At 63.3% G+C, this 26,995-nt stretch carries 27 protein-coding genes; 10 read left to right on the plus strand and 17 right to left on the minus strand.

Translation table 11 applies throughout. The annotated features are described in order from the left end of the window. Positions 1 to 215: 215 nt before the first annotated feature. Entirely contained in the window at positions 216 to 500 is a 285-nt protein-coding gene (locus C7G61_RS02770) for a hypothetical protein (protein ID WP_108512504.1), read from the plus strand. A gap of 91 nt (positions 501 to 591) precedes the next feature. Here C7G61_RS02770 and C7G61_RS02775 read toward each other — a convergent pair whose 3' ends face one another. The 3 genes from C7G61_RS02775 to mtgA all read right to left on the minus strand — a co-directional run bounded on the left by C7G61_RS02775 (position 592) and on the right by mtgA (position 2,505). Further along, on the minus strand, positions 592 to 1,362 hold the full coding sequence (locus C7G61_RS02775) for a hypothetical protein (RefSeq protein ID WP_108512505.1): 771 nt from the start codon (positions 1,360 to 1,362) through the stop codon (positions 592 to 594). A gap of 134 nt (positions 1,363 to 1,496) precedes the next feature. Continuing rightward, complete coding sequence (gene rpmF, locus C7G61_RS02780; RefSeq protein WP_028347701.1) at positions 1,497 to 1,679, minus strand: 50S ribosomal protein L32; 183 nt, start codon at positions 1,677 to 1,679, stop codon at positions 1,497 to 1,499. A 154-nt stretch (positions 1,680 to 1,833) separates the two neighbouring features. Continuing rightward, on the minus strand, positions 1,834 to 2,505 hold the full coding sequence (mtgA, locus tag C7G61_RS02785; protein WP_108512825.1) for a monofunctional biosynthetic peptidoglycan transglycosylase: 672 nt from the start codon (positions 2,503 to 2,505) through the stop codon (positions 1,834 to 1,836). A gap of 176 nt (positions 2,506 to 2,681) precedes the next feature. On the opposite strand from mtgA, the gene C7G61_RS02790 reads away from it, so the two are divergent. Together C7G61_RS02790 and C7G61_RS02795 are read left to right on the plus strand one after the other, a co-directional pair. Next, the gene (locus tag C7G61_RS02790) at positions 2,682 to 3,602 is read left to right on the plus strand and encodes a polyprenyl synthetase family protein (RefSeq protein WP_108512506.1); all 921 of its coding nucleotides are present in this window, start codon (positions 2,682 to 2,684) and stop codon (positions 3,600 to 3,602) included. Positions 3,603 to 3,624: 22 nt separating this feature from the next. Beyond that, on the plus strand, positions 3,625 to 4,305 hold the full coding sequence (locus C7G61_RS02795) for a DUF1345 domain-containing protein (protein WP_108512507.1): 681 nt from the start codon (positions 3,625 to 3,627) through the stop codon (positions 4,303 to 4,305). A gap of 99 nt (positions 4,306 to 4,404) precedes the next feature. Here the strand turns inward: C7G61_RS02795 and C7G61_RS02800 are convergent, their stop codons facing one another. Further along, positions 4,405 to 6,180 (minus strand): caspase family protein, encoded by a 1,776-nt coding sequence (locus C7G61_RS02800; protein WP_108512826.1) that lies wholly within the window; start codon positions 6,178 to 6,180, stop codon positions 4,405 to 4,407. Positions 6,181 to 6,420: 240 nt separating this feature from the next. After that, a complete protein-coding gene (locus C7G61_RS02805; RefSeq protein ID WP_108512508.1) occupies positions 6,421 to 6,849 on the minus strand; it encodes a GFA family protein in 429 nt (142 codons plus the stop codon). Positions 6,850 to 6,950: 101 nt separating this feature from the next. Here C7G61_RS02805 and C7G61_RS02810 point away from each other — a divergent pair, with 101 nt between their 5' ends. Next, complete coding sequence (locus tag C7G61_RS02810; protein WP_108512509.1) at positions 6,951 to 7,325, plus strand: nuclear transport factor 2 family protein; 375 nt, start codon at positions 6,951 to 6,953, stop codon at positions 7,323 to 7,325. Between the two features lie 117 nt (positions 7,326 to 7,442). Then, positions 7,443 to 9,050, plus strand: a complete 1,608-nt coding sequence (locus C7G61_RS02815; protein WP_190241632.1) for a Na+/H+ antiporter — start codon at positions 7,443 to 7,445, stop codon at positions 9,048 to 9,050. A gap of 90 nt (positions 9,051 to 9,140) precedes the next feature. Here C7G61_RS02815 and C7G61_RS02820 read toward each other — a convergent pair whose 3' ends face one another. Further along, complete coding sequence (locus tag C7G61_RS02820; RefSeq protein WP_108512510.1) at positions 9,141 to 10,481, minus strand: Rieske 2Fe-2S domain-containing protein; 1,341 nt, start codon at positions 10,479 to 10,481, stop codon at positions 9,141 to 9,143. Between the two features lie 190 nt (positions 10,482 to 10,671). On the opposite strand from C7G61_RS02820, the gene C7G61_RS02825 reads away from it, so the two are divergent. Further along, positions 10,672 to 11,502: a class I SAM-dependent methyltransferase gene (locus C7G61_RS02825; RefSeq protein WP_108512511.1), complete on the plus strand. Its 831-nt coding sequence runs from the start codon at positions 10,672 to 10,674 to the stop codon at positions 11,500 to 11,502. A gap of 6 nt (positions 11,503 to 11,508) precedes the next feature. Here C7G61_RS02825 and C7G61_RS02830 read toward each other — a convergent pair whose 3' ends face one another. Next, a complete protein-coding gene (locus C7G61_RS02830; RefSeq protein WP_108512512.1) occupies positions 11,509 to 12,402 on the minus strand; it encodes a TauD/TfdA dioxygenase family protein in 894 nt (297 codons plus the stop codon). Between the two features lie 129 nt (positions 12,403 to 12,531). Then, positions 12,532 to 13,818, minus strand: coding sequence for a flavodoxin-dependent (E)-4-hydroxy-3-methylbut-2-enyl-diphosphate synthase (ispG, locus tag C7G61_RS02835; RefSeq protein WP_108512513.1), 1,287 nt, complete (start codon positions 13,816 to 13,818; stop codon positions 12,532 to 12,534). Between the two features lie 266 nt (positions 13,819 to 14,084). On the opposite strand from ispG, the gene C7G61_RS02840 reads away from it, so the two are divergent. Continuing rightward, a complete protein-coding gene (locus C7G61_RS02840; protein WP_108512514.1) occupies positions 14,085 to 14,960 on the plus strand; it encodes a sulfurtransferase in 876 nt (291 codons plus the stop codon). A gap of 160 nt (positions 14,961 to 15,120) precedes the next feature. Here the strand turns inward: C7G61_RS02840 and C7G61_RS02845 are convergent, their stop codons facing one another. Then, a complete protein-coding gene (locus C7G61_RS02845) occupies positions 15,121 to 16,059 on the minus strand; it encodes a DMT family transporter (protein ID WP_108512515.1) in 939 nt (312 codons plus the stop codon). 34 nt (positions 16,060 to 16,093) lie between these two features. Beyond that, on the minus strand, positions 16,094 to 16,579 hold the full coding sequence (locus tag C7G61_RS02850; protein WP_108512828.1) for a Fur family transcriptional regulator: 486 nt from the start codon (positions 16,577 to 16,579) through the stop codon (positions 16,094 to 16,096). Positions 16,580 to 16,733: 154 nt separating this feature from the next. Between C7G61_RS02850 and C7G61_RS02855 the strand changes: the two genes are divergently transcribed. Genes C7G61_RS02855 through C7G61_RS02865 form a run of 3 tightly spaced genes read left to right on the plus strand, consistent with a single transcriptional unit; the run spans position 16,734 to position 19,933 of the window. After that, a complete protein-coding gene (locus C7G61_RS02855; RefSeq protein ID WP_108512829.1) occupies positions 16,734 to 17,213 on the plus strand; it encodes a MarR family winged helix-turn-helix transcriptional regulator in 480 nt (159 codons plus the stop codon). Then, positions 17,206 to 18,372, plus strand: coding sequence for an HlyD family secretion protein (locus C7G61_RS02860; protein WP_108512516.1), 1,167 nt, complete (start codon positions 17,206 to 17,208; stop codon positions 18,370 to 18,372). The genes C7G61_RS02855 and C7G61_RS02860 overlap by 8 nt, the downstream gene beginning before the upstream one ends. A 4-nt stretch (positions 18,373 to 18,376) precedes the next feature. Further along, entirely contained in the window at positions 18,377 to 19,933 is a 1,557-nt protein-coding gene (locus C7G61_RS02865) for an MDR family MFS transporter (protein WP_108512517.1), read from the plus strand. 50 nt (positions 19,934 to 19,983) lie between these two features. On the opposite strand, the gene C7G61_RS02870 is transcribed toward C7G61_RS02865, so the two are convergent. The 7 genes from C7G61_RS02870 to C7G61_RS02900 form a co-directional block, all read right to left on the minus strand. Then, complete coding sequence (locus tag C7G61_RS02870) at positions 19,984 to 20,451, minus strand: GyrI-like domain-containing protein (protein WP_108512518.1); 468 nt, start codon at positions 20,449 to 20,451, stop codon at positions 19,984 to 19,986. A gap of 99 nt (positions 20,452 to 20,550) precedes the next feature. Continuing rightward, positions 20,551 to 21,021, minus strand: coding sequence for an SRPBCC domain-containing protein (locus C7G61_RS02875; protein WP_108512519.1), 471 nt, complete (start codon positions 21,019 to 21,021; stop codon positions 20,551 to 20,553). A 12-nt stretch (positions 21,022 to 21,033) separates the two neighbouring features. Then, the gene (locus tag C7G61_RS02880) at positions 21,034 to 21,357 is read right to left on the minus strand and encodes an ArsR/SmtB family transcription factor (RefSeq protein WP_108512520.1); all 324 of its coding nucleotides are present in this window, start codon (positions 21,355 to 21,357) and stop codon (positions 21,034 to 21,036) included. Between the two features lie 190 nt (positions 21,358 to 21,547). After that, positions 21,548 to 22,471 (minus strand): DMT family transporter, encoded by a 924-nt coding sequence (locus C7G61_RS02885; RefSeq protein WP_108512521.1) that lies wholly within the window; start codon positions 22,469 to 22,471, stop codon positions 21,548 to 21,550. A gap of 157 nt (positions 22,472 to 22,628) precedes the next feature. After that, positions 22,629 to 23,441 (minus strand): sugar phosphate isomerase/epimerase family protein, encoded by an 813-nt coding sequence (locus C7G61_RS02890; protein WP_244608106.1) that lies wholly within the window; start codon positions 23,439 to 23,441, stop codon positions 22,629 to 22,631. After that, positions 23,438 to 25,156 (minus strand): FAD-dependent oxidoreductase, encoded by a 1,719-nt coding sequence (locus C7G61_RS02895; protein WP_244608107.1) that lies wholly within the window; start codon positions 25,154 to 25,156, stop codon positions 23,438 to 23,440. Before C7G61_RS02895 ends, C7G61_RS02890 begins: the two co-directional genes overlap by 4 nt. A gap of 6 nt (positions 25,157 to 25,162) precedes the next feature. Next, positions 25,163 to 26,989: a tannase/feruloyl esterase family alpha/beta hydrolase gene (locus tag C7G61_RS02900; RefSeq protein ID WP_108512523.1), complete on the minus strand. Its 1,827-nt coding sequence runs from the start codon at positions 26,987 to 26,989 to the stop codon at positions 25,163 to 25,165. Between the last annotated feature and the right edge of the window lie 6 nt (positions 26,990 to 26,995).

A 26,995-nucleotide genomic window follows, 5' to 3' on the forward strand; every position in this document is an offset into this window, starting at 1 on the left:
ACACCAGCGGGTGATTCCCAACATCCTGAGGATAGTGGGTCTTTCGAATCGCAGGCTAGGCCAAGTTCATAAATAATCCGGAAACCACGTTTCGCAGACTTCCCGGGCCCGGCGGGAACGAACCGGGAGGAAGCGGCATACGCCTTGCGAGGTCAGATCGCAGGTGGGGCGTAACGTCCCAAAACATGACAGTTTAGCCGGGTTTTCGGTGCGCGATGCTGGATATCGATCGATCAGACGAAATTTCGGACGGCGAGTTCGTCAACCTCGACGAGCCGGCCCGCGGCGAGCTGGTGCCGGTGACCCAGTCCGTGCAGTTTTTGTCGAGACTGGCGCCCCGGCCCGATCCAACCTTCGTCGCGCAGCTGATCGCGACTGCCGACCGGGCGCCGCAAACCCGCAGCCTGAGGCGGGCTTCGCTGGCGGATGCGCAGACAGCCTACGGTGCCAGCCAGATCCGGCGTTGCGGCACCGGCTTCCGGACCCGGCAAATCGTCTAGCTTTTTGTTTTGACGCGTTTTCGTGGACCGCGAACCGGCCTCCACCCACGGATCAAGTCCGAGGGCATGCTGCGCTCGAAAACGCTATGGATCAGCGCTGAGGCGTGTCCGGCTTATCCGACTTATCCGGCGGTGGCGGAAAGCCTGGGCCCGGCTGCAGTCCCGGTGACGGGACCTCCGGCGACTGGACTTCCGGCGACGAGACTTCCGGTGACACGACTTCCGGCGAATGGACTTCCGGAGACGGCGTTTTCGGCGGGGCCGCCTCGGGCGCAACGGCGGGCTGCACCGGTTTCGGCTCCGCGATGTCCTTCAACACGGATTCGGCAACAGCGACTGCCGGAGGCACCGATGGCGCAGCAGGCGCAGGTGCGGCAGCCGGCGCGGGGTCGAGCTTGGGCTCGGCTGGCGCTTCGACTTTTTCGGCGGCCTTTGGCGGAGGTTCGGCGGCTTTTGGCTGAGGCGCAGGCGTGGGCGCCGCCGCTACTGCAACTGCCCGGCGCCGCGTTCGCAATGCGAGGCCGGAGAGGAAATCCACCAGCGCAAGCGCCGTCAGCAGAAAATAGGTCGAGGTGCCGAATTTCGGCCACAGCACGAATTCGGCCGCCGCCGCGCCGAACACGATCAGCGATAGCAGATGGTCGGTGAGGTATTTCGCGCCGGGGCGCGCGCCCTTGATGACTTCGGCAAGCAGCAGCAGGATGCCCAGCGTGAGCAGCACGTCGCTCAGCGTCACCGGCAGTTCCGCGCCCGACACCAACGTCAGCTTCACCAGCGGATCGGTGAACGATACGCCGGGCATCAGGAAGACGATAATGTTGTAGATCGCGAGCGGAATCAGAAGCAGCGGAAAACCGACCATGGGTATCGCGCCTTCCTAGGATAACCGGAATGTCCCCCGGGCAAAGCGTCGCTTTGCCCTGTGGAACCGTTGGCCCACTCGTTGGCCAAATTCGGGCAGACGCCGCCAGACGCGGCGCCTTATCCCCGATCCGATCAGGATTCCTTCTTTTTCAGCACCTGCCGGCCCTTGTACATGCCGGTCTTGAGGTCGAGGTGGTGCGGACGGCGCAGCTCGCCGGAATCCTTGTCCTCGGCATAGGTCGGCTTCTTCAGCGCGTCCGCCGAGCGGCGCATGCCACGCCGCGAGGGCGATGTTTTTCTTCTGGGAACGGCCATAACGGTCCTCTAGGGGTGTTGTCGGAGGCATCGTCCACAAGCCGGACGGCCCAGCGCGTCGCGCAGGGGCTGCGATGCCGATAAGGCCGCGCTTATAGAGGATGGGATGGCGTAAAGCTAGGCCAGCTTGCGGTTAAAGGGGCCGAAAATTGGCTCAGAAAGCACGATTTTCGTTCCAGCAGCGCTGTACTGCACCCGCTCGCGCCATATAGGTCCCGGCCAGACGGCGTACCCCGGGGCCGGGATTGCGGGCGCTGCGCCTGACGGGATTGGGCAGGATCGCCGCCAGCAAGGCAGCCTCGCGCGCCGAAAGCGAAGCGGCCGAGCGGCCGAAGGCGTAAAGGGAACCGGCCTCGGCCCCGAACTGCCCGGACGGGCCGAGCTCGGCGATGTTGAGGTAAATTTCCAGGATCCGCTGCTTGGGCAGCACCAGATCGATCCACATCGCAAGCGGCAGTTCCAGCGCCTTGCGGACCACGCTGCGGCCCGACCACAGGAACAGGTTTTTCGCCACCTGCTGGGTGATGGTCGAACCGCCGCGGGCGGGCTCGCCGTCCTCGGCATCGTCGATCGCGTCCTGCAGCGCGTCCCAATCGACCCCACGATGGCTGCAGAATCTGGCATCTTCGGAGCCCACCACCGAGCGCGGCAGTGAGGGCGAAATCGCTTTGAAATCGACCCATTGCCGGGACACCGGCGCGCCCTTGAGCCAGCGCCAGGCCATCAGCGCCGACACCGGATGGCCGGTTCGGTAGAACGGCGTCACCAGATAGGGCAGCAACAGCACCGCGAGCAGGATCAGCAGCAAAATTCGGACAATGCGCAAATTGGACGCTTCCGGTTCAGCCCAGGCCGGCCCGGGGCCGATGAATTGGCCCCACCCGCGTGACATCTCCATGATATTTCGTGCGTTTTCCAGCGCTTTTGTGACCGGGGTCATGGAATTGACGAAGCCCTTGCCATCAACGATTGTCCGGCCAAATTGATCTGGAGCTATTCTTAATGACCCCCGCCACTGCCGATTTTTCCAAACGCCTGGACCAGACCGCGGACGATACCGAAGCCCTGCTGGCGGAGTTGTTGTCCGATACGCTGCTGCCCGACGAGATCGTGCGGCCGAAGCGGCTGATGGACGCGATGCGCTATTCCAGCCTCAACGGCGGAAAGCGGCTGCGCCCTTTTCTGGTGGTCGAAAGTTCGGCCGTGTTCGGCGTCCCGCGCGAAGCCGCCCTTTTGGTCGGCGCGGCGCTGGAATGCATCCACTGCTATTCCCTGATCCATGACGATTTGCCGGCGATGGACAACAGCGACCTGCGCCGCGGCCGGCCCACGCTGCACAAGAAGACCGACGACGCCACCGCGATCCTCGCCGGCGACGGTCTGCTGACGCTGGCATTCGACATCGTCACCCGCGACGAGATCCACAACGACGCCACGGTGCGCCTGCTCCTGACGCGAGCGCTGGCGCGCGCCTCCGGAATTGGCGGCATGGTCGGCGGCCAGATCCTGGACCTCGCCGGGGAGGGGCGGTTCGGCGACCGCGAGCCGGTCGACGTGGCGCGGCTGCAGCAGATGAAGACCGGCGCGCTGTTGCGCTATGGCTGCATCGCCGGCGCGATCCTCGGCCAGTCCACTCCGAGCGAGTATCAGGCGCTCGACGATTACGGCCGCGCGCTCGGCGAGGCGTTCCAGATCGCCGACGACCTGCTCGACGTCGAGGGCGACGCCGCGGCGCTCGGCAAGCCGGCCGGCGCCGATGCCGCGCTCGGCAAGACCACCTTCGTCACCCAGCTCGGCATCGACGGCGCCAAGCAGCGCGTGCGCGACCTGCTGGCGCGCGCCGATTCAGCACTTTCGATCTTCGGGACAAAGGGCGACACATTGCGGGCAGCCGCGCGCTTCGTCGCGGAGCGCAAGAACTAGCGCAGTCAATCAAAGGCAGCGGATGAGCAGGGAATTCGAAGAACACCTTGTTCGGTTCCGCAACCTGCCGCTGCCGGTCCGCGTGGTCTATGGCAGGCCGCGCACCTTCATCGCGCTCGCCGTCGGCGTCATCGCGTTCTTCCTGCTGCCCGGCACGCTGCGGCTGCCGACGCGGCTTGTCGTCGGCTGGGACGTGTTCGCCGCACTGTACCTCGTGCTCGCCTACATCATGATGCTGCGCTGTGACGTCGGCCATATAAGGCGCAGCGCGGTGTTGCAGGACGACGGGCGCTTCGTGATGCTGCTGGTCACCGCGCTCGGCGCCTTTGCGAGCCTTGCCGCGATCGTGTTCGAGCTTGGCGCCTCGAAGGGCAACCCGGCCGGGCTGATCCTGGCCACGGTGACGATCGTGCTGTCATGGGCCACCGTTCACACCGCCTTCTCGCTGCACTACGCGCACGAGTTTTACCGCGGCAGCGAGCCGGGCGGCCTGCAGTTTCCGGGCGGCGACGCGCATGCCGAGGCGGATTACTGGGACTTCGTCTACTTCTCGTTCGTGATCGGCATGACCGCGCAGGTCTCCGACGTCGGCATCACCGACAGGGTCATCCGCCGCACCGCGACCGTGCACGGCATCATCTCGTTCGTGTTCAACACGGCGCTGCTGGCATTGATGGTGAATATCGCGGCAAGCGCGATCTAGTCCCCGTCGTCCCGGCGCCTTGAATCTGGCCCCGGCCCCCTGCCGTGAGGACAGAGATTAAGCCGGGGCCGTGGCGTGTTCGATAACACGCGGCTGTGGCTACGGGCACACGCCGGACATGATGGCCCCGTAGGAGTGGCAACCCACCTGACGTTCCTGGCCGGTAAGCGGCCGGCCTGTAGATGAGTACCCTGGACCCGTCGGTCCCTGAGAACGCCTGACGATAACTTGCCTTGGTTCCCTAGCTTGCCTTGCTTCGGGAACGCGCCGTGATTCCGGCCTGTCGCGCGTTGCCACCGGCTTTTTGGCGCGACGCGGCTCGCATTCATTATCATCGTTGAGGAACGAGCCCTCGGCACAGGTGATTTTCGTGCAGCGCTCGCCGTCGACCTTGTAGCCGTGTTCGCAGACCAGCGGGCACACCCGTGACGACTTCAGCTTGATCGTATCGAGCGTATCGATGCTGGCGACCTTGGTATCGAGCTTGGTCCCGGCGTAGCGGTTGAACAGCGTCAGCGATCGCTGCGAGGCGCTGTTCCAGTTGCCATCGGTATTTCCGGACAGGCAGCCGACGCGGCGCAGTTCGTCCTGCACCGATTTGGTGACGTCAGCCTGCGGCGGCCCCGCGGCGAGGGCAGCAACGTTCACCGCCTTGTCCGCGGGCGCCGGAGCGGGAGCGGACGCCTTGTCGGCGGTAGCGCTTTCGGCAGCGACACGCTTCTGTTCGGCCGCGGCCGCCTGTTCCTGCGCCAGTTGCTTGGCCTTTTCAGCCGCGATGCGCGCCTGCTCGGCAGCCTTGGCTTCGGCCTCGGCCTTTGCCTGCTGCGACTTCCGGGCGCCCTCGGCGGCGAGCCGCGCCCGCTCCTGTTCGGCCAGCCGCGCTTTTTCAGTCGCCGCGACGCGTGTTTCCTCGGCGGCGATCTTGTCGAGCTGAAGCTTGGCAAGGCTGGCATAGAAGCCATCGGGATTTTGCGCGAGGAAGGCGTTGAGCGCGCTCTTGTTGCCTATCTGCAGCGCGAGTTCGTAATCGCGGCGGGCCTCGGCCTGCGCGCTCTGGGCAGGCGTCGGAGCAGCCGCCGCCGCGGGCGCCTGACGCGGCGCCGGAACCAGCGGCACGTCGTCACCGCCGAGCGAACCATACACAAAGGGTTCCTGCCGGTTGTTTGTGGTCTTGAGCACCTCGTCGCGCACGAAGCCGAAGGCGCGGCGCACGTCGAGCCCGGGCTTCGTCAAATGGTGCGACAGCGCCGCCGTGAACGGGCTGTTCTTGCCGTCGCCATCGGCCGCGGTGGACCCGGCCTTCGCCGAATAGGCGATCAGAACGTTCGGGCTGGTCGGCTCGACCTTGGCCAGGCCCTGCCCGATCGCGCGCGAAGCGACCGTGCGCTTCATGGTCCGGGAGAACGGATTGTCGCGGCAGGCGTCGAGAATCACCAACCGCAGCTTCTTGGCCGGCTCGATCGCGATCAGAATGCGGTCGAGCGAGAGGCCTTCGTCGTAGATGTCGGTGTCGCGTTCCAGCCGGGCATCGACGGGGATCAGGTAGTTCGCGCCGTCCACCTCGATGCCGTGGCCGGCATAATAGACCACCGCGATATCGGCATCGCGCGCGCGGTCGGCGAAGTCGCGCAACGCGCGCCGGGTTTCGGCTGCGGCCATGTCCCGGCGGGAATCGACGACGTCGAAGCCGGCCTCTTTCAGCGTCGCCGCGATCCTGGCGCTGTCGTTAACCGGATTGGCCAGCGGTGCGACATTCTGGTAGTTGGAATTGCCGAGCACCAGTGCCACGCGCTTTTCGGCAAATGCCGGCCCGCTCACCAGCAGGAAGGCGGCGGCTGCAAGTGCCCATCGGCACAACTTTTGCGATCCAGACATCATCATGACTCCTCCGGAGTCTCGTACTTTTTTACCACACCGGCCTGCCTATCAGAAGCCAGAGCCCGGCTTTGTGAGTTAAGTCACGATCCACGCCGACGTGAACCGCGCCTCGCTATATCCTTAGTCGGGGCCAGCACCCCGTCGGTTCGGCCATGGCCGATCACCTTTTCCGCCGGGTTCCCGTCCAGGTATAAACCTCCGGCGACGAGCATGTATTCCCGGAGCAGCGTAAGCCGCTCAACGCGGCACGACATGCTCCCGGTATTGCGGCAGGTCGTCCGTGATCGCAAACCACGATGCCTTGGAGCCGACAAAAATGTGAGCGGTCGGGCGGATCGAGGGATCGTCAACCAGTGTGCCCATGGCGACATGGACGAAAGCGCCTTCACGCACCACCGAATAGAGCAACGAGCCGCATTTCCGGCAATGCGCGTCGTGGCCGGCCTCGTCGCCATAGATCATGAGATTGTCCTCGCCCCTGGTGACGCTGAATTTGTCGCGCGCGATGCCGGCGAACGGCTTGAACGCCGCACCGGTGGTGCGCCGGCAATTCGAGCAATGGCAGTTCAAGGCGTAGCCGAATTCGTCAACCACGGCGTAGCTCACCGCGCGGCAAAAGCATTCTCCGGCAAGAATGCGAGCATTCGATTTTGCTGAACCCGCCACCTGCAACTCCTCGCAACCGTGATCAAGTCAACCTAGCGCAACGAAGAGGTTCGTGGCTTAATCCAATTCGAACAAATTTCTTTTCGCCGGGAGGAACTGCCGTGAGTCACGACCGATCGACCGTGGAAGCCGTGGTCAAGAATTATTTCGATGGCCTTTATGAAGGCGATGCCGACAAGCTCGGCGCGATATTCGACCCCACTGCCGATCTGCGCTGGCTGGAAAAGGGCGAGTTGCAGGTGCTGACCGTGCCGGACTGGCTCGATCGCGTGCGCAAGCGCCCCTCAGCCAAGGCGGAAGGCAAGCCGCGCGAGGATTTCATCGTCACGATCGACCGCTCCGACGATCAGACCGCCTTCATCAAGGTACGCTGCCAGTTGCCGCCGCGCTATTTCACCGACTATCTGGTGGCAATGAAACTGCGCGACGGCTGGAAGATCGTATCCAAATCCTACCGCTACGATCTGCGCGAGTAATATCGCCTCAGGCTTGCGCCCCCGCCGGTGCAGCTTCCGTACCGCCTCTCCGATTCGCCCGTGAGCGCGTGCCTTGCGCATTGACCTCGCGGTTTTTCCCTGCGAATGGGGGCGATCATGGAAGCCAAGTTTCAGATCTTCTTGATCCTGCTCGCGGTGCTGGCAGGGACCGCGCTGCTGGCGCGGCGGATCAACGTCGCACCGGCCATCCTGCTGCTGCTCGCCGGCATCGCGCTCGCCTTCGTGCCCGGCATGCCGGCGGTGGAATTGCCGCCCGAGCTGGTGTTGCTCGTATTCCTGCCGCCGCTGATCTATTCGGCGAGCGTCGCCATGAGCTGGCGCGAGTTCAAGTCCAATCTCCGTCCGATCATCCTGCTGTCGGTCGGCTGCGTGATCTTCACCGCCTTCGCGGTCGCGACCGCGACGCATTATCTGATCGGGCTGCCCTGGGGCGTCGGCTTCCTGCTGGGGGCGATCGTCGCACCGCCGGACGTGGTGGCCCCGCTGGCGATTGCGCGCAAGCTCGGCATGCCGCGCCGCATCCTCGTCGTGCTCGAGGGCGAGGGGCTTGCCAACGACGCCACCGCATTGATCCTCTATCGGTTCGCGGTGGCGGCGATTTCGACCGGGCTGTTCTCGCTGCCGAAGGCCACCGGCACCTTTGCCGTCATCGTGGTCGGCGAAATCCTGTTCGGTGCGGCAGTCGGATGGCTCTCCTTGCGCGCACGCCATCGTGCGCGGGATCCGCAGGTCGAGATCACGCTGTCGCTGATCACCCCTTACCTCGCCTTCTGGATCCCCGAGCATCTCGGCGGTTCCGGCGTGATCGCAACGGTAGCCTGCGGGCTCTACATAAGCTGGAACGGACCGCTTTTGATTTCATCGGCGACGCGCCTGCAGGGCATCTTCTTCTGGGACCTCGTGATCTATCTGGTCGAGGGCTCGCTGTTCCTGCTGACGGGATTCCAGATGCGGCTGCTGTTCGAGAAATCGAAGGCGTTTCCGCTGCAGGATATCCTGTTCGCCACCGCGCTGGTCGCAATCATCGTCATCCTGGCCCGCTTTGCCTGGGTCTACCCCGCAACCTATCTGCCGCGTCTGATCAGCAGACGAATCCGTCAACGTGATCCGCCGCCATCCTGGCAGACCGTGTTCGTGGTGGCCTTCACCGGCGTGCGCGGCGCGGTGTCGCTCGCAGCGGCGCTGGCGTTGCCATTGGCGCTGCCCAGCGGTGAGGGCTTTCCCCACCGCGACATGATCCTGTTCGTTGCCTTCGGCGTCATCTTCATCACCCTGGTGGGATTGGGGCTTGGATTGCCGGCGGTGGTGCGATGGCTCGGGGTCGCCAAAGACGGCCGCAGCGAGCATGTCACGGAACATGAGGCCGAGATCGCGGCCCGGCGCGAGGCGCTTGATGCCGCGCTCAAGTCGCTCGACGCCATCACCGACGACCGCGAACTCTCCGATGAAGTCGTGAAGCTGCTCAGGGCACGGCATGAAATCCGCGCCAACCAGCTACCCAACTCACTTGACCCCGGCGCGCACGACATCACGGTGGCCGGCACCGCGCTGACGCGGGAATTGATCGCGGCGGAGCGAAAATTCATCCACGCCCTGCTCCGCGACGGCAAGATCACCGACGAAAGCAGGCGGCGGATCGAGCGCGACCTCGACCTGGAGGAAGCGAGCTTGAGCAATCGGGAGTACCGGAAGTTCGCGCTATGATCCTGTGACGGCCTGCGATCCACGGCCTCATCGTCGTGCAGGCTATCGCAACTTCAAGACGCGACGCGTGTGCCCTCTATGGACAGATCCCTACTCTGCCGCCGCATTCCTGCCGGGACGCCCGACAAAGCCGGCCGCGTCGCCGAACCGCTCGATCATGACCGCGGTGAGGTCCTTTGTCTTGCTGGTGACGCAGGCGCCGGAGCGCACAGCGTAGCGGTCCTGATGCTTGAGGTGCGGCGGCGCCTCGCCCTTCTGGAGCGCGCGGGCGGCATCCATGACGAGCTTGCGGAAATGCATGATGCCGAGATCGGTCGGGCCGAGATGTTCGCGGGTGCGGTCGGCGATCGGACCCTGGCTGTCCTGCACAGCGGCGTCCTGTTCGGACACGCCCTTGATGCCGGTGTAGCTGGTGGTCTTCTGCAGCTTGCGATCGATCAGATAGTCGTTCGCCTTGTTGCGCAGCGGAATGTAATTCTCGTCGACCTCCGACATCACACCGTTGCCGCGGTCATAGCCGTCGCGCTCGGCCTGCGTCAGCGGGCGCTCCGGATTCCAGGCATAGGTGTAGATCCAGCAGCTCGTATCGTTCACCGGAATGAAACTCTGGCCGAAAATATTCTCACCCGGCATCGAACTCGGCGCATAGGCGTGAACCGGCATCAGGAATTGAGCGATCCGCCAGTAAATGTTGTCGGTTCCGGTGAGCCGTCCTCCGGCGACCGTGAGGCCGGCCTCGTGCGGACTGATCTTGATCACGGGACGCGGGTCTTCGGCAATCCATCGCATGTGATCGGTCGCGACCCGCGTCAGCGGATTCACAAAATGCTTCTTGATGTCGAGGATTTCGTTCTCTTCCTTTTCGAAGGAGAGATGCGCGAAGGTGAAATGCGCGGTGTCGATCGAGCCTTCCACCGCCTGCACCCAATTGCAGTCCTGCCATTTCTTCGAGACATAGCGGTGCGAGGCCGGTACCAGCGCCATTTCCAGATCAGGCAATTCGGGCACCTGATCCGCCGGACCCATATAGGCCCAGATCATGTCGCCCCATTCCCGCACCGGATAGGACTTGATGCGGATCAGGTCCTTGGCGTTGAGGTCGGGATAGGAGGTCGGCATGTCGACGCAGCGGCCATCGGTGTCGAACTTCCAGCCGTGATAGACGCAGCGGATGCCGCATTCCTCGTTGCGGCCGAGCCAGAGATTGGCGCCGCGATGCGGGCAATATTGATCGATGACGCCGACTACGCCACGGGTGTCGCGGAAGGCGAGCAGCTCCTCGCCCATGACGACAATCTTCTTCGGCGTGCCGTCGGCTTCGGGCAATTCTGCGGAGAGCAGCACGGGAATCCAGAAGCGCCGCAGCAATTCGCCCATGCCGGTGCCTGCACCGCTTTCGGTGAGGAATTTGTTGTCTTCGGCGCGGAGCATGGGGCGGCCTCCGGGTTGTTCTTGCTTTTGACCGAGATTGACGCAGGTGGAGCGAGGCGTCAATGTTTGCCCGCCTCGCGGGGACGTCCTTGTCACGTCAGGGCTTTGAGCCATAGACGACACAACGCTGCTGAATTAGCCTGCGGGGCGACCTTACGCCTGAGGAATTTCTGAAATTTTGGGGGTAGCAATGCTGACTCAACAAGATATTTCTGCCCACTACACGCATGGCAAATTGATTGCAGCGATCCGCAGCGGGATTGAATCTCTTGGCAAGACAACCGATTCCGTGACCGTCGATGATCTAGCTCCTGTTGATGAGTTTCATATCGGCGGCCGCCAGGCCTCCGAACATTTTCTCGAGCAACTCGATCTCACACCCGAAATGCACATTCTCGATGTCGGATGTGGTCTTGGCGGACCCGCGCGGTTTGTTGCCAGCCGGTATCGTTGCCGTGTGGATGGCATTGACCTGACCCCCGAATACGTCGAGACCGGACAGGAGATCTGCAAATGGGTCAGCCTCGCCGACCGCATTTCGCTGCATCAGGGCAGCGCATTGTCGATGCCGTTTGCGGACGGCACCTTTGACGGCGCCTATATGCTGCATGTCGGAATGAATATCGAAGACAAGGCCGGGCTCTGCCTTGAGGTGGGCCGCGTGTTGCGGCCGGGCTCGCTTTTCGGAATCTACGACGTAATGAAAACTGATGATGGCGAGCTGACTTTTCCTGTGCCATGGGCAACAACGCCTGAGTCTAGCGCGGTGGCAAAGCCCGAAAAGTACCGCAGCGCACTTGAAGCCGCCGGTTTTGTGGTGATTGCGGAACGCACCCGACGCGACTTTGCGCTGCAGTTCTTTGAGCAACTGCGTGCCAGAACCATGGCGGCAGGTGGTCCCCCGCCGCTTGGGCTTCATGTCCTGATGGGCAGGAACACGCCGGAAAAAGTGCAAAATATGACCCAGAACATAGCCAATGGCCGCATCGCACCGGTCGAACTGATCGCGCGAAAGGCTTAGGCCGGATTACACCGGCCGCTCCCCCTTCACCGTCACCCGCGTGCCTGACCTTGTGTGCGGCCAGTAGTCCCACATCGCGCGATGCTGGGCGCAGCGGTTGTCCCAGAAGGCGACCGCGTTTTCGGTCCAGCGGAAGCGGCACTGGAACAGTGGATTTTCCGCGTGCTGGTAGAGATAGGCCAGCATGGCGTCGCTCTCGTCGCGGGGGATGCCGACGATGAAGCGGGTGAAGCCGCGGTTGACGTAAAGCGCCTTCTTGCCCGTGACCGGATGGGTGCGCACCACGGGATGCTCGGCGCGCGGATATTCCACCCGGTCGGCGACGCCGTAATTGGCGTAGAGCCCGCGATAGGTCTGCTCGCCGTCGTGCAGCGCGGTCAGCCCGTCGAGATAGGCCTTCATGCGGTCCGACAGCGCCTCATAGGCAGCGTACATGTTGGCGAACAGCGTATCGCCGCCGCGCGGCGGGCATTGCCTGATGTAGAGAATCGATCCCATCGGCGGCTCGACGTCGCAGGAGACGTCGGTGTGCCAGCCCTCGCCATTGGCGCGCGGGGAATCCTTGTCGGCATAGATCTTCATCAGAGCGGGATCGCCCTCGTTGGGCGCCGCCGGGTGCACATGCAATTCGCCGAATTTGCGCCCGAACGCGAGATGCTGCTGCGGCGTGATGTGCTGGTCGCGGAAGAAGATCACGAGGTTTTCGGCGAACGCCCGGTGGATTTCGTCCATCTGCCGATTGGAACGCGCGTCGTCCGAGACGAGCTTGCCGATATCGACGCCGGAGATTTCCGCGCCGATGATCGGGGTGAGTTTTTCGACGCGGATGGTCTCGTAGGGATCGGTGTCGCCGGCGGTGTGCCTGTAACGAGGACCTTGCTTGCCGGACAGCGAAGACATCTGCGATTCTCCCAATCGTTCTTGATTGGGGCGCATCGTAGCCCGGATGGAGCGAAGCGCAATCCGGGATCGGTCCATCAGATTGCGACAGCGTCCCGGGTTTCGCTTCGCTCCACCCGGGCTACGGCCCTACTCCGCCGCTGTCGTCTCCGGCGCCTTGGCGCCCGCCCCATACCGCTGATCAATATAGTCGATCACCAGCGCCTTGAAGTCGGCGGCGATCGTCGGCCCGCGCAGGGTGCGGAACTTCTTGCCGTCGACGAACACGGGCGCGGCCGGCGCTTCGCCGGTGCCGGGCAAGGAGATGCCGATATTGGCGTGCTTGGATTCGCCGGGGCCGTTGACGATGCAGCCCATGACGGCGACGTTGAGCGTCTCGACGCCGGGATATTGCGTCTTCCAGCCCGGCATTTCCTCGCGGATGAAATCCTGGATCGAGCGCGCCAGTTCCTGGAACGTGGTCGAGGTGGTGCGGCCGCAGCCCGGGCATGCCGCGACCAGCGGCACGAAGGTGCGGAAGCCCATGGTCTGCAGCAGTTCCTGCGCAACCTGGACTTCCAGCGTGCGGTCGCCGCCGGGTTCGGGGGTGAGCGAAATGCGGATGGTGTCGCCGATGCCGTCCTGCAACAGGATGCCGAGCGCGGCCGACGACGCCACGATGCCCTTCGATCCCATGCCGGCTTCGGTGAGGCCGAGGTGGATCGCATAGTCCGAACGCGAGGCGAGCGTCTGATAGACCGCGATCAGGTCCTGCACGGCGGAAACCTTTGCCGACAGGATCATCTTGTTCTTGGGCATGCCGAGTTCTTGGGCGCGGGCGGCCGACAACAGCGCCGACTGCACCATCGCCTCGCGGGTCACCGCGCGGGCATCGCGCGGGTTCGCTGACGCGGTGTTTTCGTCCATCAGCTTGGTGAGCAATTCCTGGTCGAGCGAACCCCAATTGGCGCCGATGCGGACCGCTTTGTTGTTCTTGTTCGCGATCTCGATGATATCTGCGAATTGCGAGTCGCGCTTATTCTTGAAGCCGACATTGCCGGGATTGATGCGGTATTTGTCGAGCGCCTCAGCACAGGCCGGATATTCGGCGAGCAGCTTGTGGCCGATGTAATGGAAGTCGCCGATCAACGGCGTGGTGATGCCGCGCTTGCGCAGGCCGTCGCGGATGTGCGGGACGGCGGCAGCCGCCTCCTCGCGATCGACGGTGATGCGCACCATTTCCGATCCGGCGCGCGACAGTGCCGCGACCTGCGCGATCGTGCCGTCGACATCGGCGGTGTCGGTATTGGTCATCGACTGCACGACGATCGGCGCACCCCCGCCGACGGCAACATTGCCGACCATGACCTGGGTGGTTTTATGCCGGGCGCGGGGACCAGCGACGTCGTCTTGCGGAATTACTTCGGGCTTGTTCATGGGGCCTCGAATATCAGGTTTTGGTGACATTCACCAAGGGGGCGGCGAAAGGTCTGTGCGCCCCGTCACATGGGGATTTTTGCGTTGTATATTCAATAGCTTAAGCCGATGAAGGCGACCGGAAGCAGGCGGAAATACCGCTACGTCCGTTAACCGCTATATTGGACAGGAATCGCCGAATTGAAAGGGCGGGCGCGCTTCCCGGCCGCCTTTTCATGGCCCGATGCAGGCCCTAGCATCGGCTTGAAATGGCGGGAGGCCAACAAATGTCGGGGCGTAACGGGCTCATTTCTACGGCGGAACTCGCTGATATTCTGCACCAGGCCGATCTGCGCCTGTTCGACTGCACCACCTACCTCGAACCTGCGCCCGAAGGCAGTAGCCTGCCCTATCTCGCCGTACCCGGCCGGCACACGTTCGAGGCCGGGCACATTCCGGGCGCGGATTTTCTCGATCTGCAAAGCGAGTTTTCCGATCCCAATACGGAACTTCGCTTCATGATGCCGGATGTTGCGCATCTCGAGCGGGCGTTCGGCCGTCACGGTGTATCCAACGAAAGCCAGGTGGTGCTGTACAGCATCGGCACGCCGATGTGGGCGACGCGGTTCTGGTGGATGCTCCAGTCGCTCGGCTTCGAGAGCGCCGCGGTGCTCGACGGCGGGCTCGACAAATGGAAGCTCGAAGGCCGCCCGCTCGAAACCGGACCGGCGCAGGGATATAAGCCGGCAACGTTTACGGCCAAACCAAAGAACGGATTTTTCGTCGACAAACATGAAACGCTAGCCGCCACCGCCGAGCGAGGCACCGTCGTCGTCAATGCACTCGGCCCGCAGTTTCACAAGGGCCTTGAGCCCAGCCGCTACGGCCGGCCCGGCCGCGTTCCCGGCAGTTGCAACGTCTCGGCAGCCACATTGCTCGACCCAAAGACCAAGGCCTTCGTCCCGCTTGGCGAGGCCGAAGCAAAATTCAAGGCGCAGGGCATCACGAAAGACAAGCGCGTGGTCGCCTACTGCGGCGGCGGCATCTCGGCAACGATCGATCTCTTCCTGCTGCACCAGCTCGGCTACGACAACCTGACCCTCTACGATGGCTCGATGGGCGAATGGGCCAAGGACACGTCGCTGCCGATCGAGACGGGATAGGACACAAACTCCGCTCTCTCCACGTCATTGCGAGCGAAGCGAAGCAATCCATCCTTCCATGCGCGCTGAAAAATGGATTGTTTCGTCGCTACGCTTCCTTGCCCAAACGCTTCGCGTTTGTCGCAGGCAATGACGAGGTTGGCGGCGGATCCCGCCCCCATCACGCCGGCAGGTTCGGATCCGGCACGATCTTCGGATCCGGCTTGTTGACGAGATAGAGCCCGGCAATGACCAGCAGCGCGGCGACACCGAAGGCGATGGTCAGCGTATCATGCATGATGAAATAGCTGGCGGCGACGCCGAACAGCGGCGTAACGAAGGTGAACGCTGACAATTTGCTGGCGGAGTAGGTTTTGACCAATGCGAACCACAACAGGAACGTCAGACCCACCACCCAGAACGCCTGATAGGCCAGCAACGCCAGCGACAGCGGCCCGGGAACACGGGTGATGGTTTCGCCCGATATCCACGCAGCAAGGGCGAGAATCGGGATCGAGATCGCCACCTGATAGCCGAGCCCCTTTTCGGCGGGGGCCTTGATCAGCGCGGTGGTCTTGACGATCAGCGTCGTGGCCGCCCAGAGCGCACCACCGACGACGATCAGGAAATCGCCCAGCAAGACCTTCGCGTCGACATTGGTCTGGGGGACGCCGATCGCCAGCGCGACCCCGGCGAAACTCAGGGCCAGGCCGCCCCATTGCGGCGCTCGCAGCCGTTCGCCCAGAAAGACAAACGAGCCGAGCGCGACGAAGAACGGCGCCACATACAGAAACACCACCGCGCGCGACGCCGATGTCAGCAGCAAGCCGCGATAGATCAGCACGAATTCGATGCCGAAGATGGCGCCCGCAATCACGCCTGGCCACAGCGTGCCGTCACGCTCGAAGAATTTAACGCCGCGAAACCAGCCGATCACGAGCAGCACCGGCAACGCGCCGATGGAGCGGGCCAATGCCTGCAGCATCGGCGGCACGTCCGGCAACACCAGCTTCACCGCGATCTGGTTGAACCCCCAGCTGAGGCACAGCATCAGCATCAATGCGACAGCGCCCGGAGTGAGCGAACGCCCGGCCGAAGAAATCACTTTGTTCGACGACATCTATCCTCGTGGCCGGCTTGGCGCCGTGTTTTTGTTATTTTTGACAGTGAGCGCAGGTGCCGGCGATCTCGACGACGGAGAGCTTTGGCGCAAATCCGGAGGCGCGCGCCGCCGCATTGAGGCTTTGCGCCACGGGGGCCGCGGGAATTTCGCCGACGGAGCCGCAATGATCGCAGATCAGGAACGCTACCATCGAGGTCTCGTCGTGGTCATGCGCGCAGGCAAGGAACGCATTGCGGCTCTCGATCCGGTGGACCAGGCCGTTCTCCATCAAAAAATCGAGCGCGCGGTAGACCGTGATCGGCGCCGGCCGCGGCATCGATTTGGCGAGCTCGTCGATCACCTCATAGGCGCCGAGCGGGCGGTGGCTGGACAGCAGCGCCTGCAGCACCTGGCGCCGGATTGGCGTGAATTTCTGCGCCCGCCGCGCGCAAACCGCTTCCGCATGCGCCATCGCTTCCGCAGTGCAGCGGCCGTGATCGTGGTCGGGCGCGGGAAATGTCGGCTTCGTCAGGGTCATATCCGGCTTTTGTAGCAGTTTGAATGCCAATCCCAAAGCCCGGTCACCCGCCGGTTCCCAGCCATGTGCTGGAAGCGGATCAGGCCATTGTTAACTCGCCATGCAGAATTCATGAGCAAGCTTATCATATCACAAGCTTATGGAGGCTGAAACCATGCGCGGTTCCGTGGATATGAACTTCCTGTTTACGCTCGGCGAAGTGCAACGGATGGTGCGCGCCTACGCCGACCGGCAGGCGGCGCGCTACGGCATCACCCGCGCGCAATGGGCGGTTCTGGCCAAGGTCGAACGCAGCGAGGGTTTGAAGCAGTCGGAACTCGCCGAATTGATGGAGATGCAGCCGATCACGCTGACGCGGCTGATCGACAAGCTCTGCGACAATGGCTGGATCGAGCGCCGCGGCGACGAGAGCGACCGCCGCGTCAATCGCCTCTACCTGCGCAAGGCCGCGCGTCCCTTGCTCGGCAAGCTCGCCGGGCTTCGCTCCGAACTGACGGCCACCGCGCTCGACGGCATCAACCCCACCGATGCCCACCGCCTTCTGGACCAACTCGATCTGATCAAGGAGAACGTTCGCAACGCGATCCAGCATCCGGCGAACGAACCTCCGCGAAAGGAGCAGCGTTATGGCTGATCCCGTGCTCAAATTCCCGCCCGAGCAGAAGGGCAATCCCGCGACGCCGCGGCCGAAACTCGCGGCCGAGCCGCGTCGCCGGCTGATGGCCGGCATGCGCCGCTACCGCCGCTTCCTGCTGCTCGTGGTGTTGCCACTGGTGGCACTGGTGGCCGGCGTGACGTTCTATCTCAATGGCGGCCGCTACGTGACCACCGACGACGCCTATGTCGGCGCGCAGAAGGTGCTGATCACGCCCGATATCTCCGGCAAGATCGAGAAGGTCGTGGTGAAAGAGGGCCAGCAGGTTGGTCCAGGCGATGTGCTGTTCGAGATCGATCCCGTCCCGTTCCGCCTCGCCGTGGCACAGGCCAAAGCCAATCTCGCGCAGACTAAGGTCACCTATGACAATTTGATCGCCGACCTCAGGATCTACGGTCAGATGAGCGAGCTGTCGCAACAGGGCATGGACCTGAAGCGGCGTGACGTCGACCGCAAGTCTTCGCTGGTGAAGAACAATTTCGGCTCGCAGCTCGACCTCGACAATGCTTCTACCGCCCTCGTCACCGCCAGCGCCCAGTTCCAGTTGCTGCAACAGAAGATCGCCACCGCCAAGGCGCAACTGCTCGGCAATCCCGAACTGCCGCTCGACGAATTCCCGCCCTATGCCCAGGCCAAGGCGGCGCTCGATCAGGCCCAGCGCAATCTCGACCACACGGTGATGCGCGCGCCGATGGCGGGCATCGCCACGCAGGTCGAACAGATCCAGCTCGGCCGCTTCGTGATGGCGGGCGCGCCGGTGTTCAGCATCATCGACACCTCGAACCCCTGGGTCGACGCCAATCCGAAGGAATCCGATTTCACCTATGTCGCGGTCGGCCAGTCCGTCACGCTCGATGTCGATGCGTTCCCGAACCACCCGTTCAAGGGCACGGTCGGCTCGCTCTCGCCCGGCACCGGCGCGCAGTTCGCGATCCTGCCGCCGCAGAACGCGTCCGGCAATTTCGTCAAGGTAGTGCAGCGCGTGCCGGTGCGGATCTATTTCGACAAGAACGACAAGTTCGTCCGCAAGCTGAAGGCCGGCATGAGCGTCTACGCTACCATCGACACCAATCATCGCCGCTCGCTGTCCGCCCTGCTCGGCCTGTCGCCGGCGGTGGCGAACCAGGACCACGAATAACGTCATGACAACGGGCGCACCATCGGCTGCCGTTCCCGGCCTGCGCCGGAACATGGTGACGATCTGCGCCATGACGGCAACGATCATGCAGGCGCTGGATACGACCATCGCCAACGTCGCGCTGCCCTACATGCAGGGCACACTGTCGGCCTCACAAGACCAGATCAACTGGGTGCTGACCTCCTACATCGTCGCCGCCGCGATCATGACCGCGCCGGTGGGGTGGATCGCCAACCGCTTCGGCCGCAAGCGCATCTTCATCATCTGCTCGGCCGGCTTCACCATTGCCTCCGTGATGTGCGGGCTGGCGCAGGACATCGGCCAGATGGTGCTGTTCCGTCTGCTGCAGGGCGTGTTCGGGGCGGCGCTGGTGCCGCTGTCGCAGGCCGTCATGCTCGACTCCTATGCGTTGCATGAGCGCGCGAAAGCGATGGCGATCTGGGGCATGGGCGTGATGATGGGGCCGATCATGGGCCCGTCGCTCGGCGCCTGGCTGACCGAGACCTATTCCTGGCACTGGGTGTTCTTCGTCAACCTGCCGTTCGGCATCATCACCGTGCTCGGCCTCGTGATCTTCATGGACGAGACCAGGAAGGACGTCGCGCTGCGCTTCGACTGGTTCGGATTCACCGCGCTTGCGATCGCGATCGGCGCGCTGCAGCTCGCGCTCGACCGCGGCGAGCAGCTCGGCTGGCTGGAATCCAACGAGATCATCGCCGAGTTCATCATATCGGCGATCGGCTTCTACTACTTCCTTGCGCATTCCCTGACCACGCAGCATCCGTTTATCCAGTTCGCGCTGTTCAAGGACAAGAATTTCGTCGGCGGCTGCGTGTTCATGGCCGTGATGGGGCTGGTGCTGTTCTCGACCATGGCACTGTCGTCACCCTTCCTGCAGAACGTGATCGGCTATCCGATCATTACGGCAGGCCTGCTGTTGGCGAGCCGCGGCTGCGGCACCTTCGTGGCGATGATGCTGGTCGGCCGCCTGATGCGCCATATCGAGGCGCGGACGCTGATCGTCGCAGGCCTCAGCCTGACCGCGGCCTCGCTGTTCTACATGACCGGCTGGACCGACCAGACCGGCGTGACCGAGATCGTCATCATCAGCGTGGTCCAGGGCTTTGGCTTCGGCCTGGTGTTCGTGCCGCTTTCCACCGTGGCGTTCCTGACGCTGCCCAATCATCTGCGCACCGACGGCACCTCGATGCTGACCTTGATGCGCAACGTCGCAAGCTCGATCGGCATTTCGCTCGTGATCGCACAACTGACGCAGGGCACGCGCTACACCTACGCAGTCCTGTCGGAGCACATCAACCCGTTCAATCATGCCCTGCAGATGCCCGCGGTGCGCGGCATGATCGATCTCGCGACCGACCAGGGCCGCGCCATGGCGGATATGCTGGTCAAGGTGCAGGCGCAGATCATCGCGTTCTCGTACGACTACCAGATGGTGATGATCTTCACCGCCTGCGCGATCCCGCTCGCGATCATGATTGGCTCGACCAAGGCCACGCTGCGCGAGCAGTCAACCGCGCCGGATCATGCGGTGATGGAGTAAGGCTTGGTTGATGTACGCTTTTTCTCCGCATTGCGTGCCGAGCCGGTATTTTAGGTTTCGACCAATTCCCGGCTAAGAACCGTCCGCCAGGCGCTCGGATCCGTGCTCGCCTCCGGGCCGACCTCATAGGATTCATAAAGGCCATCCGCGGTTCTGTGTCCGGCCGCCTTGATCGTCCCCATGAATTCGCCCCAGGCGCTGCCGAGGCCTTCGTAGCCGCCATGATAGGTAGTCTGGACAATCTTCATGGCGGACCACTGCCCTGGTTTCACGCGATTTACCGGCGCGACGGGCGTGGCGACCGGCAGGCATATCTCGAAATCGAAGATCTCACCGGGGTTGCGAAGATGGTGGGTGAACCAAGGACCGAGGATCGCAACGTTCTGCGCGGCGACGGCGGCCTTTAGTTCAGCAAGGCCGGGTCCCATGACCTTGCGAATGTCTTCGCGCGGAACCTTGATCGGAATCAAGGCCGTGAGCAGCGGCCTGGTTTGAAGGACGCGAAGCGGTTCGATCACAGCTGGTCTCCAGATTTGAGGTGGTAGCGAACGAGCGTCCTCGCGCGTTCCACTCGGCTGACGTAGAGCGCGGTGCATGCGTCGCTGATGGGACACGGCTTATGATTTGAGAGTTGTCTCAAGCCGCGCGTAGCTCGCTTCCATTCCATGCTCCATGCCGGTCGACAGCATGGCGGCCCGCGTCGCGGCATCGGGCAAGGTCATCCGCATGGTCATCAATGTGCCGGTCCCGTCCGGCGCGAAGGTCGTTTCGACGTGATTGTCCGGCGTGGCATCCGGCATGTGCATCCGCTCGACATGAACGAGCCGGCTGAATGGCACCAGTTCGAGATACTCACCGGTCAGATAAAATCCGCCGCCTTCGCCGTTCGTCCACTCGTAGCGGATCTTGCCGCCCGGTCGCGCCTCGTTGATGCAAACCGGCATTGTCCAGCCGTCTGGGCCCAGCAGCCACTTCTGGATCAGCGCTGGCTCGGTATGCGCGCGATACACCGCTTCCGGCGCGGCGGCGAAATGCCTGGTAACAACGACATGGCGGTCGCCTTCGGTCTTCAGCGTCATCTTGCTCATAGGGTTTGCCTTTCACTCTTCGGTTTTCATGCCGGCCAGAACGTCGTCGAGCCGGTTGTAATTCGCGGACAGGGCGTGCCGGAGCATCGCAAGCCATTGGTCGATCTCGTTGACCGCTGCCGGCGCCAGCCGGCACGGCCGCTTCGTGCCTTCGACGCGGCGGATAATCAGCCCTGCACCCTCGAGAACCTTGAGATGGCGGGAGATGGCGGGCTGCGTCATCTCGAACGGCTCGACCAGTTCCATGACGGTGGCCTCACCCAACGCGAGGCGTGCCAGAATCGCCCGGCGTGTCGGGTCGGCCAGCGCGGAAAAGGCGGCATCGAGTTTCGACATCGTACATCTCATACCAGTTATATAACAGATAAGTTATATAACTGGTATCTTATTGTCAAGTCGATGCGACGGCGGTCCCCGCTCGCGCCGGGCCGCTCGGAGGAGCGGTGCTTCCAGGTGCAATCGGCGATGCGCGCATTGAGCGCGAAGATGCCTTGATAGATTTCCGGATGAGGCAGCCGAAGTCGGGTTAGGCCGGTGGCCTGCCCTGCTTGGCTTGCAGGCTCAACCACATGCCGCCGAGCGACAGCGCGCCACCGATCAGATGAATCACGGTCGGCGCCTCGCCGAGAAAGAGGATCGACAGCACCGCACTGACGATCGGTCCGAGATAGAGGCTTAGCGAAGTCGACACCGCACCGAATTTCGAGCCGAGATAGGCATAGGCCGAATAGGCAAAAAGCCCGGGCACCAACCCTGCGAAGAGATAGACCAGCGCTGCACGCCCGCTGAAGGCGGCGGCAGGCGCGGACCACATTTCATGGATCGCGAAAGGCAGCGAGAACAGCGCACCTGCTGCCGCGAACAGGCCGATCCGCGCCAGAAAGCCCACACCGCTGCCCACACGGTTTTGCAGCAGGGTGTATCCCGCCCAACCCAGCATCGCCATCAGTGCGAGCAGATCGCCGGTCACCACGCCGGCTCCAACGGCGGCTTGTCCCTTGGTAATGATCAGCGCCGCGCCCGCCAGCGAGAGCAGCATGCCGATGACCTGGCTTCGATGGATCGCTTCCTGGCCCGATATGAAAGAGAACAGTAGCACCGCTAGCGGCGCGAGCGCCATGATCAGAGCCAGGTTGATCGCCGTGGTCGTGACGCCAGCGAGATAGACCGGGCCGCCGCAGACGAACATGCCGAGAAAACCTGCCGCGACGATGCCGAGCGTCTGCCGATGCAGCACGCCGGGCTTTTCCCGCAATGCCATCACCACGGCCGGCAACAGCCCAAGCGCAACGATGCTCCAGCGAAAGAACGCGATCGAGAATGGCGGCACGCTTCCGGCCACGCCGCGCGCCAGGATCATGTTGGAGACCTGCGCCGTTGCCACCAGCAGAAAGCCGAGCAGGCCCAACACTTCTCGCGCTCTATTGGCGGCTTCCTTGGATTCGATCATGGGTAATCCGGTGGTTCCGCCCCTACGGACGACACGATCCTAACTCGTCAGCTTACGCACAGCTATAGCTCGAAGTTTGCTTCGCATCCCCGCAATTCCACGTCGTCCATCATAAGCGTCAAGTTGCTCATCGGACTGTCAACCGAATCCGAGGTAGTTACCTCGCCGCCGCGACGATGCGCCTCGCCGCTTCTAGCGCGCGCCGGGCCCGCGCCTCCGCACCCACCGTCCGCGCGAGCGTCGCGGTCGGGACCTCGATGCTGATGGCGATATCCGGCGGCATGGCTCGCGTCAGCGAAACCAGATCGAGACCACCCTCTCCGGGAAACATCCGCGCATTTCGAGCGGCGTGCATCATTTCCTCTGATGTCGCCGGCCGTTCGGCCGGCGCGTCGCATAATTGCCAATAGTGAAGCTTGCCGGCGGGGATGGCTGCGATGTCGCCGACCGAGCTTTGCGACCGGTCGAAATGCAGGGCATCCACCAGAACCCCGCCATTTGCTTGCGCAACCTGTTCGACAATTCGCATTGCAGTCTTGAGATCCGGCACGCTGGTCCACGGCATGAACTCGAGATCGGCGGTTAATCCATAGGGCGCCGCAGCCTCGCAAAAACCGGCAAAGCGATCCGCAAACCGGTCTAGGTCGGGATCGTATGCCGCGACCAGAACATGCTTGGCGCGAAGGCGCGCACCGGCCTCGAAGAACGCCGAGAACGCCGCGATTTCCGTTTCCGGCCGGATGGCGACCACTTCCAGGTCCGCGACGGTCACGCCGGTCGCATCCAGCCGCTCGATGGTTTCGCGCAATGCCGCGTGATCCTCCATTAACGGATAGGCGACGCCTCCGGGCATCGCGGGCAGAAGCCGGAGTCCAACATGGCCGTAACCGCAGGCGGCGGCGACATCGATCAATTCCGGCGGTGCAAGTTCGAGCGCGGTCAGCGCAGCAAGGGAGAACGACGGCATCATTCGACACTCATGATGCGAACATCGAGCGCACCGGACACGGCGATATAGGCAAACGCGATCGCCGGTCCGAGCGTGATGCCCGGTCCGGGGTAAGTTCCGCCCATGACCGACTGCATGTCATTTCCGCAAGCGTAGAGGCCGGCAATGGGCTGATTGCCGGCATCGAGAACGCGGGCAACCTCGTCCGTGACAAGTCCGGAGGAGGTGCCGATATCGGAAGGATAAAGCCGGACCGCGTAGAAGGGGGCCGTCGCGATGGGGCCAAGATTGGGATTGGCCCCGCCGGCAGACGCATCGCCGTTGTGATTTTGATACACCGTGCTTCCCCTGCCAAATTCAGGATCACGACCAGTTTGCGCATACAGGTTCATCCTGTCGACCGTCTCACGCAATTGACCGGGATCGATGTTCAATCGCAGCGCAAGCTGCTCGATGGTGTCGGCAGCGACGAGATAGCCGTCGGCGACAGCGGCTCTCGCGCCCCAGCCACCGGGCCGCACCATGCCAAGACCATACTTCCGGACTGAAACCGCATCTGCGATCAGAAACGCCGGAATGGCCGATTGTCCCTTTGCCAACATCTCCAGCGCAAACTGGTGATAGGAGATCGCTTCGTTGACGAACCGGCGCCCGTTGCTGTCGACAACCAGCGTCCCCGGTTTGGCACGGTCGAGCACGAAGTGCGGAAAGACCGCTTGTGATCCGTCGCGCCGCCGCCGGATCGATGCGGGCGCCCAGAATGCGGCGCTGACATCGCGCCCGCTGAGCCGCGCACCGATCTCGAGGGCCTTGTCCTGCGCGTCGCCGCTCGAGCCCGGCGCAACGGACGACCAGCCGGCTTCCGTTCCAAGCGCGGCGGGGCGCCGCCTGGCATGGCGGTTGAACCCACCTCCCGCCAGAATCAGCGCGGCGTTGACGCCGATCTCGCGCGACACTCCATCCGAGATCAAACTCGCGGCGGTAACGGGACCGTCGGGCTCCCGGATGATCTTCGCGAGCGACGCACCCGTCAGGATATCCACATCCTGACGTATCAATGAATGCAGAAGCCGGCCGATCAGCGCATTACCCATCACGAGCCGCGTGCCCCTGCCATGGCTCGCTTTGTCGCGCGCGTAGCGCGCAAAGAGCTTGGCGGAGTGCCACAACGATCTGACGGACCTCGTCGATGACAAGAGATGAGCGATATCGGTTCTGTCGACCATCATCCCGCCAAGCAGCGTGAACTCCGGCAGTGGCGGACGAACCAGCTTGAACGCCTCGCCAAGCAACCGCCCGTCGAACGGCAACGGCTCCAGCGCGCGCCCGGCCAGCACCGCGCCCTCAAGCTCCGAGCGATAGTCGGGATGACGAACATAGGCCCGCAATTTCACTTCGGAATGATTTTCCAGAACCTCGATTGCCGCGGGACCAGCCTTCAGGAAGGCTGCGCGCAGCGCAACGTCGGCATGGTTTCCGACGATCTGCTGCAGATATTTTTCGACGTTCGCCGCGCTATCGGTCGCACCGACCGCCGACGCATGGCGCGTATTGGGGATCCAGATCGATCCCGCCGACAGCGCGGAGGTACCGCCGACAAATCCGGTCTTCTCGACCAGCAGCGTTTTAGCGCCGCGAATGGCGGAAAAAAGCGCGGCCGACATGCCGGCGGCGCCGGCGCCGATCACGACGACGTCGTAACCGGGCGAGACCTCGGATAATCCACGGCGGCGCAAGGACAGCTACCGGCAGCTATAGCTCGAAGCCTGCTTTGCATCCCCATTGCCGTTCCACGTCGTCCGCAGCGGATAGACGCAGACGGGATAGCTGACGCTGTTGTCGCGCGACGTCAGCATGACTTCACCGGGCGCCGTGCCCTTCTCGACCCAATCCACCAGTGCCGTGAAGAACTGGTCCTGTTCGCGCGTCGGCGTCTGGTTGGTGTTACCAGGCAGCTTCGGCAGCGGCACGGTGTCGTTCTTGCCGCCAACTGTGTAGGCCCGGCCCTGCGAGGAGTGCGCTGAACCCGGCAGGAGGTACATCCGCATGAACTTCTGCACCTCGGCGTGCCCGCCCATCGCCGCCGCCACGCGCTCGTGATAATTGATGTTGCCGGCCGGCGGGATCGCATCGTCGACCAGGCCGCTGTAAACGACGACCTTGCGGCCGAGATCGCGCAGCTTCCCGAGATCGGCCTTGTCCGTGATGAGGTCGCTGAACAGCGTCGGCTGCAATGCGACGCCCTTGTTCACGGCGTCGGCGAGCCCGGCGTAATCGAGTTCACGCCATTTATTGCGCACGTCAGACGAACCATTTGCGATCGGATCGCTCGATGAGGTGCTGGAGTCGGGGGCATAGCTGACGTCCTGCAACGCCAACGCGACGCCGAGGGAAGCGGCATTCGTGATTTGAGTGCCGACGGCGGTGCCCTTGGTGAAGGTCCACCAGAGCTGGTTCCTGCCGAGCGACTTGCCGGATCGCGCGTCGGGGCTCTGCGCGGCGTCAAAGCTTCCATCGCTGGTGGCGCCGAACCAGATTCGGTTCAGCGCATTCGCTTCCTTCAAATTCATGCAGGTTGCCGAGTCGTTATTCTTGCCGGACACGCCTTCGCCGGCCACGCCTGCACACAATATGTCAGCATCGCGCGCCGGATTGTAATCGCAGGTGAAGGGATCGAGCAGGAACCCGAGACCCGCCTTGTCGCAGACGGCGACCGCGCGCTTGCTGGCGGCAGCGACCCTGGTGGCAAAGGCTGCAGCCTCCGGCTTATTCGCCGCGGTGAAGCCGAGCTCGGTCTTCATCACGATCTGCGGATACAGTCCCGCCGTGCCGAACTTCGCGATGTTCAGCGCCGGCTGGGCGATCATGTAGCCGTCGTAGAGTTCCGGATATTCCTGTGCGATCTTCATGCCCTGCCGGCCGCCCTGCGAATGGCCGTCATAGTAGGTAAATTTCGGCGCCTTGCCGTAATAGAGGCTGACCAGCGCCTTGGTCTTGACGGCCTGCTCCACCATGGCGCGCACCGAGAAGTCGCGAAGCGACTCGGTATTGACCTTGCCGTCCGAGAGAAACGTGAACGAGCCATCCTGGTACCAGGGCTGTCCTGCGTCCGTGGTGCCCGAGGCATATCCGATGTTGGCGTTGACGATGGCCGGGACCTTGCTGCCGATCTTGTCCGCATGGCGATGACCGCCGCCAACCCATCCGCCGCCGCCATAGTTGCGGATGCGCTCGTTCCAGTTGGCCTGCGTCGGCAGCCAGACCTCGATGCCGATGCCTTCCGAATAGGAGCGCGCAGTCCTGTCCTTCTCCGCCGTGGCGCCGGGGCCGACCAGCAATTTGACCAGGCACAGATCGGCCGCCGCCGTGATGGGCTGCTGCGCGTCGGGCGCCTTCAGCTCCTCACCCTTTTTCACCAGCCGAACCGCGACGACCTTTGTGTCGGCGTCGGGACGAAAGGCCGACTTGATGCCGTCATCGCAAGGCAGCGGATCGGCCAGCGCCGGCGTCAAATAGGCGCAAGCCGCGAGCAGCAATGCCGCGCAAATACCCTTCCCTTTGATTGACATCGTCTC

The sequence above is a fragment of the Bradyrhizobium algeriense genome (assembly GCF_003062295.1).
Classification (GTDB): domain Bacteria; phylum Pseudomonadota; class Alphaproteobacteria; order Rhizobiales; family Xanthobacteraceae; genus Bradyrhizobium; species Bradyrhizobium algeriense.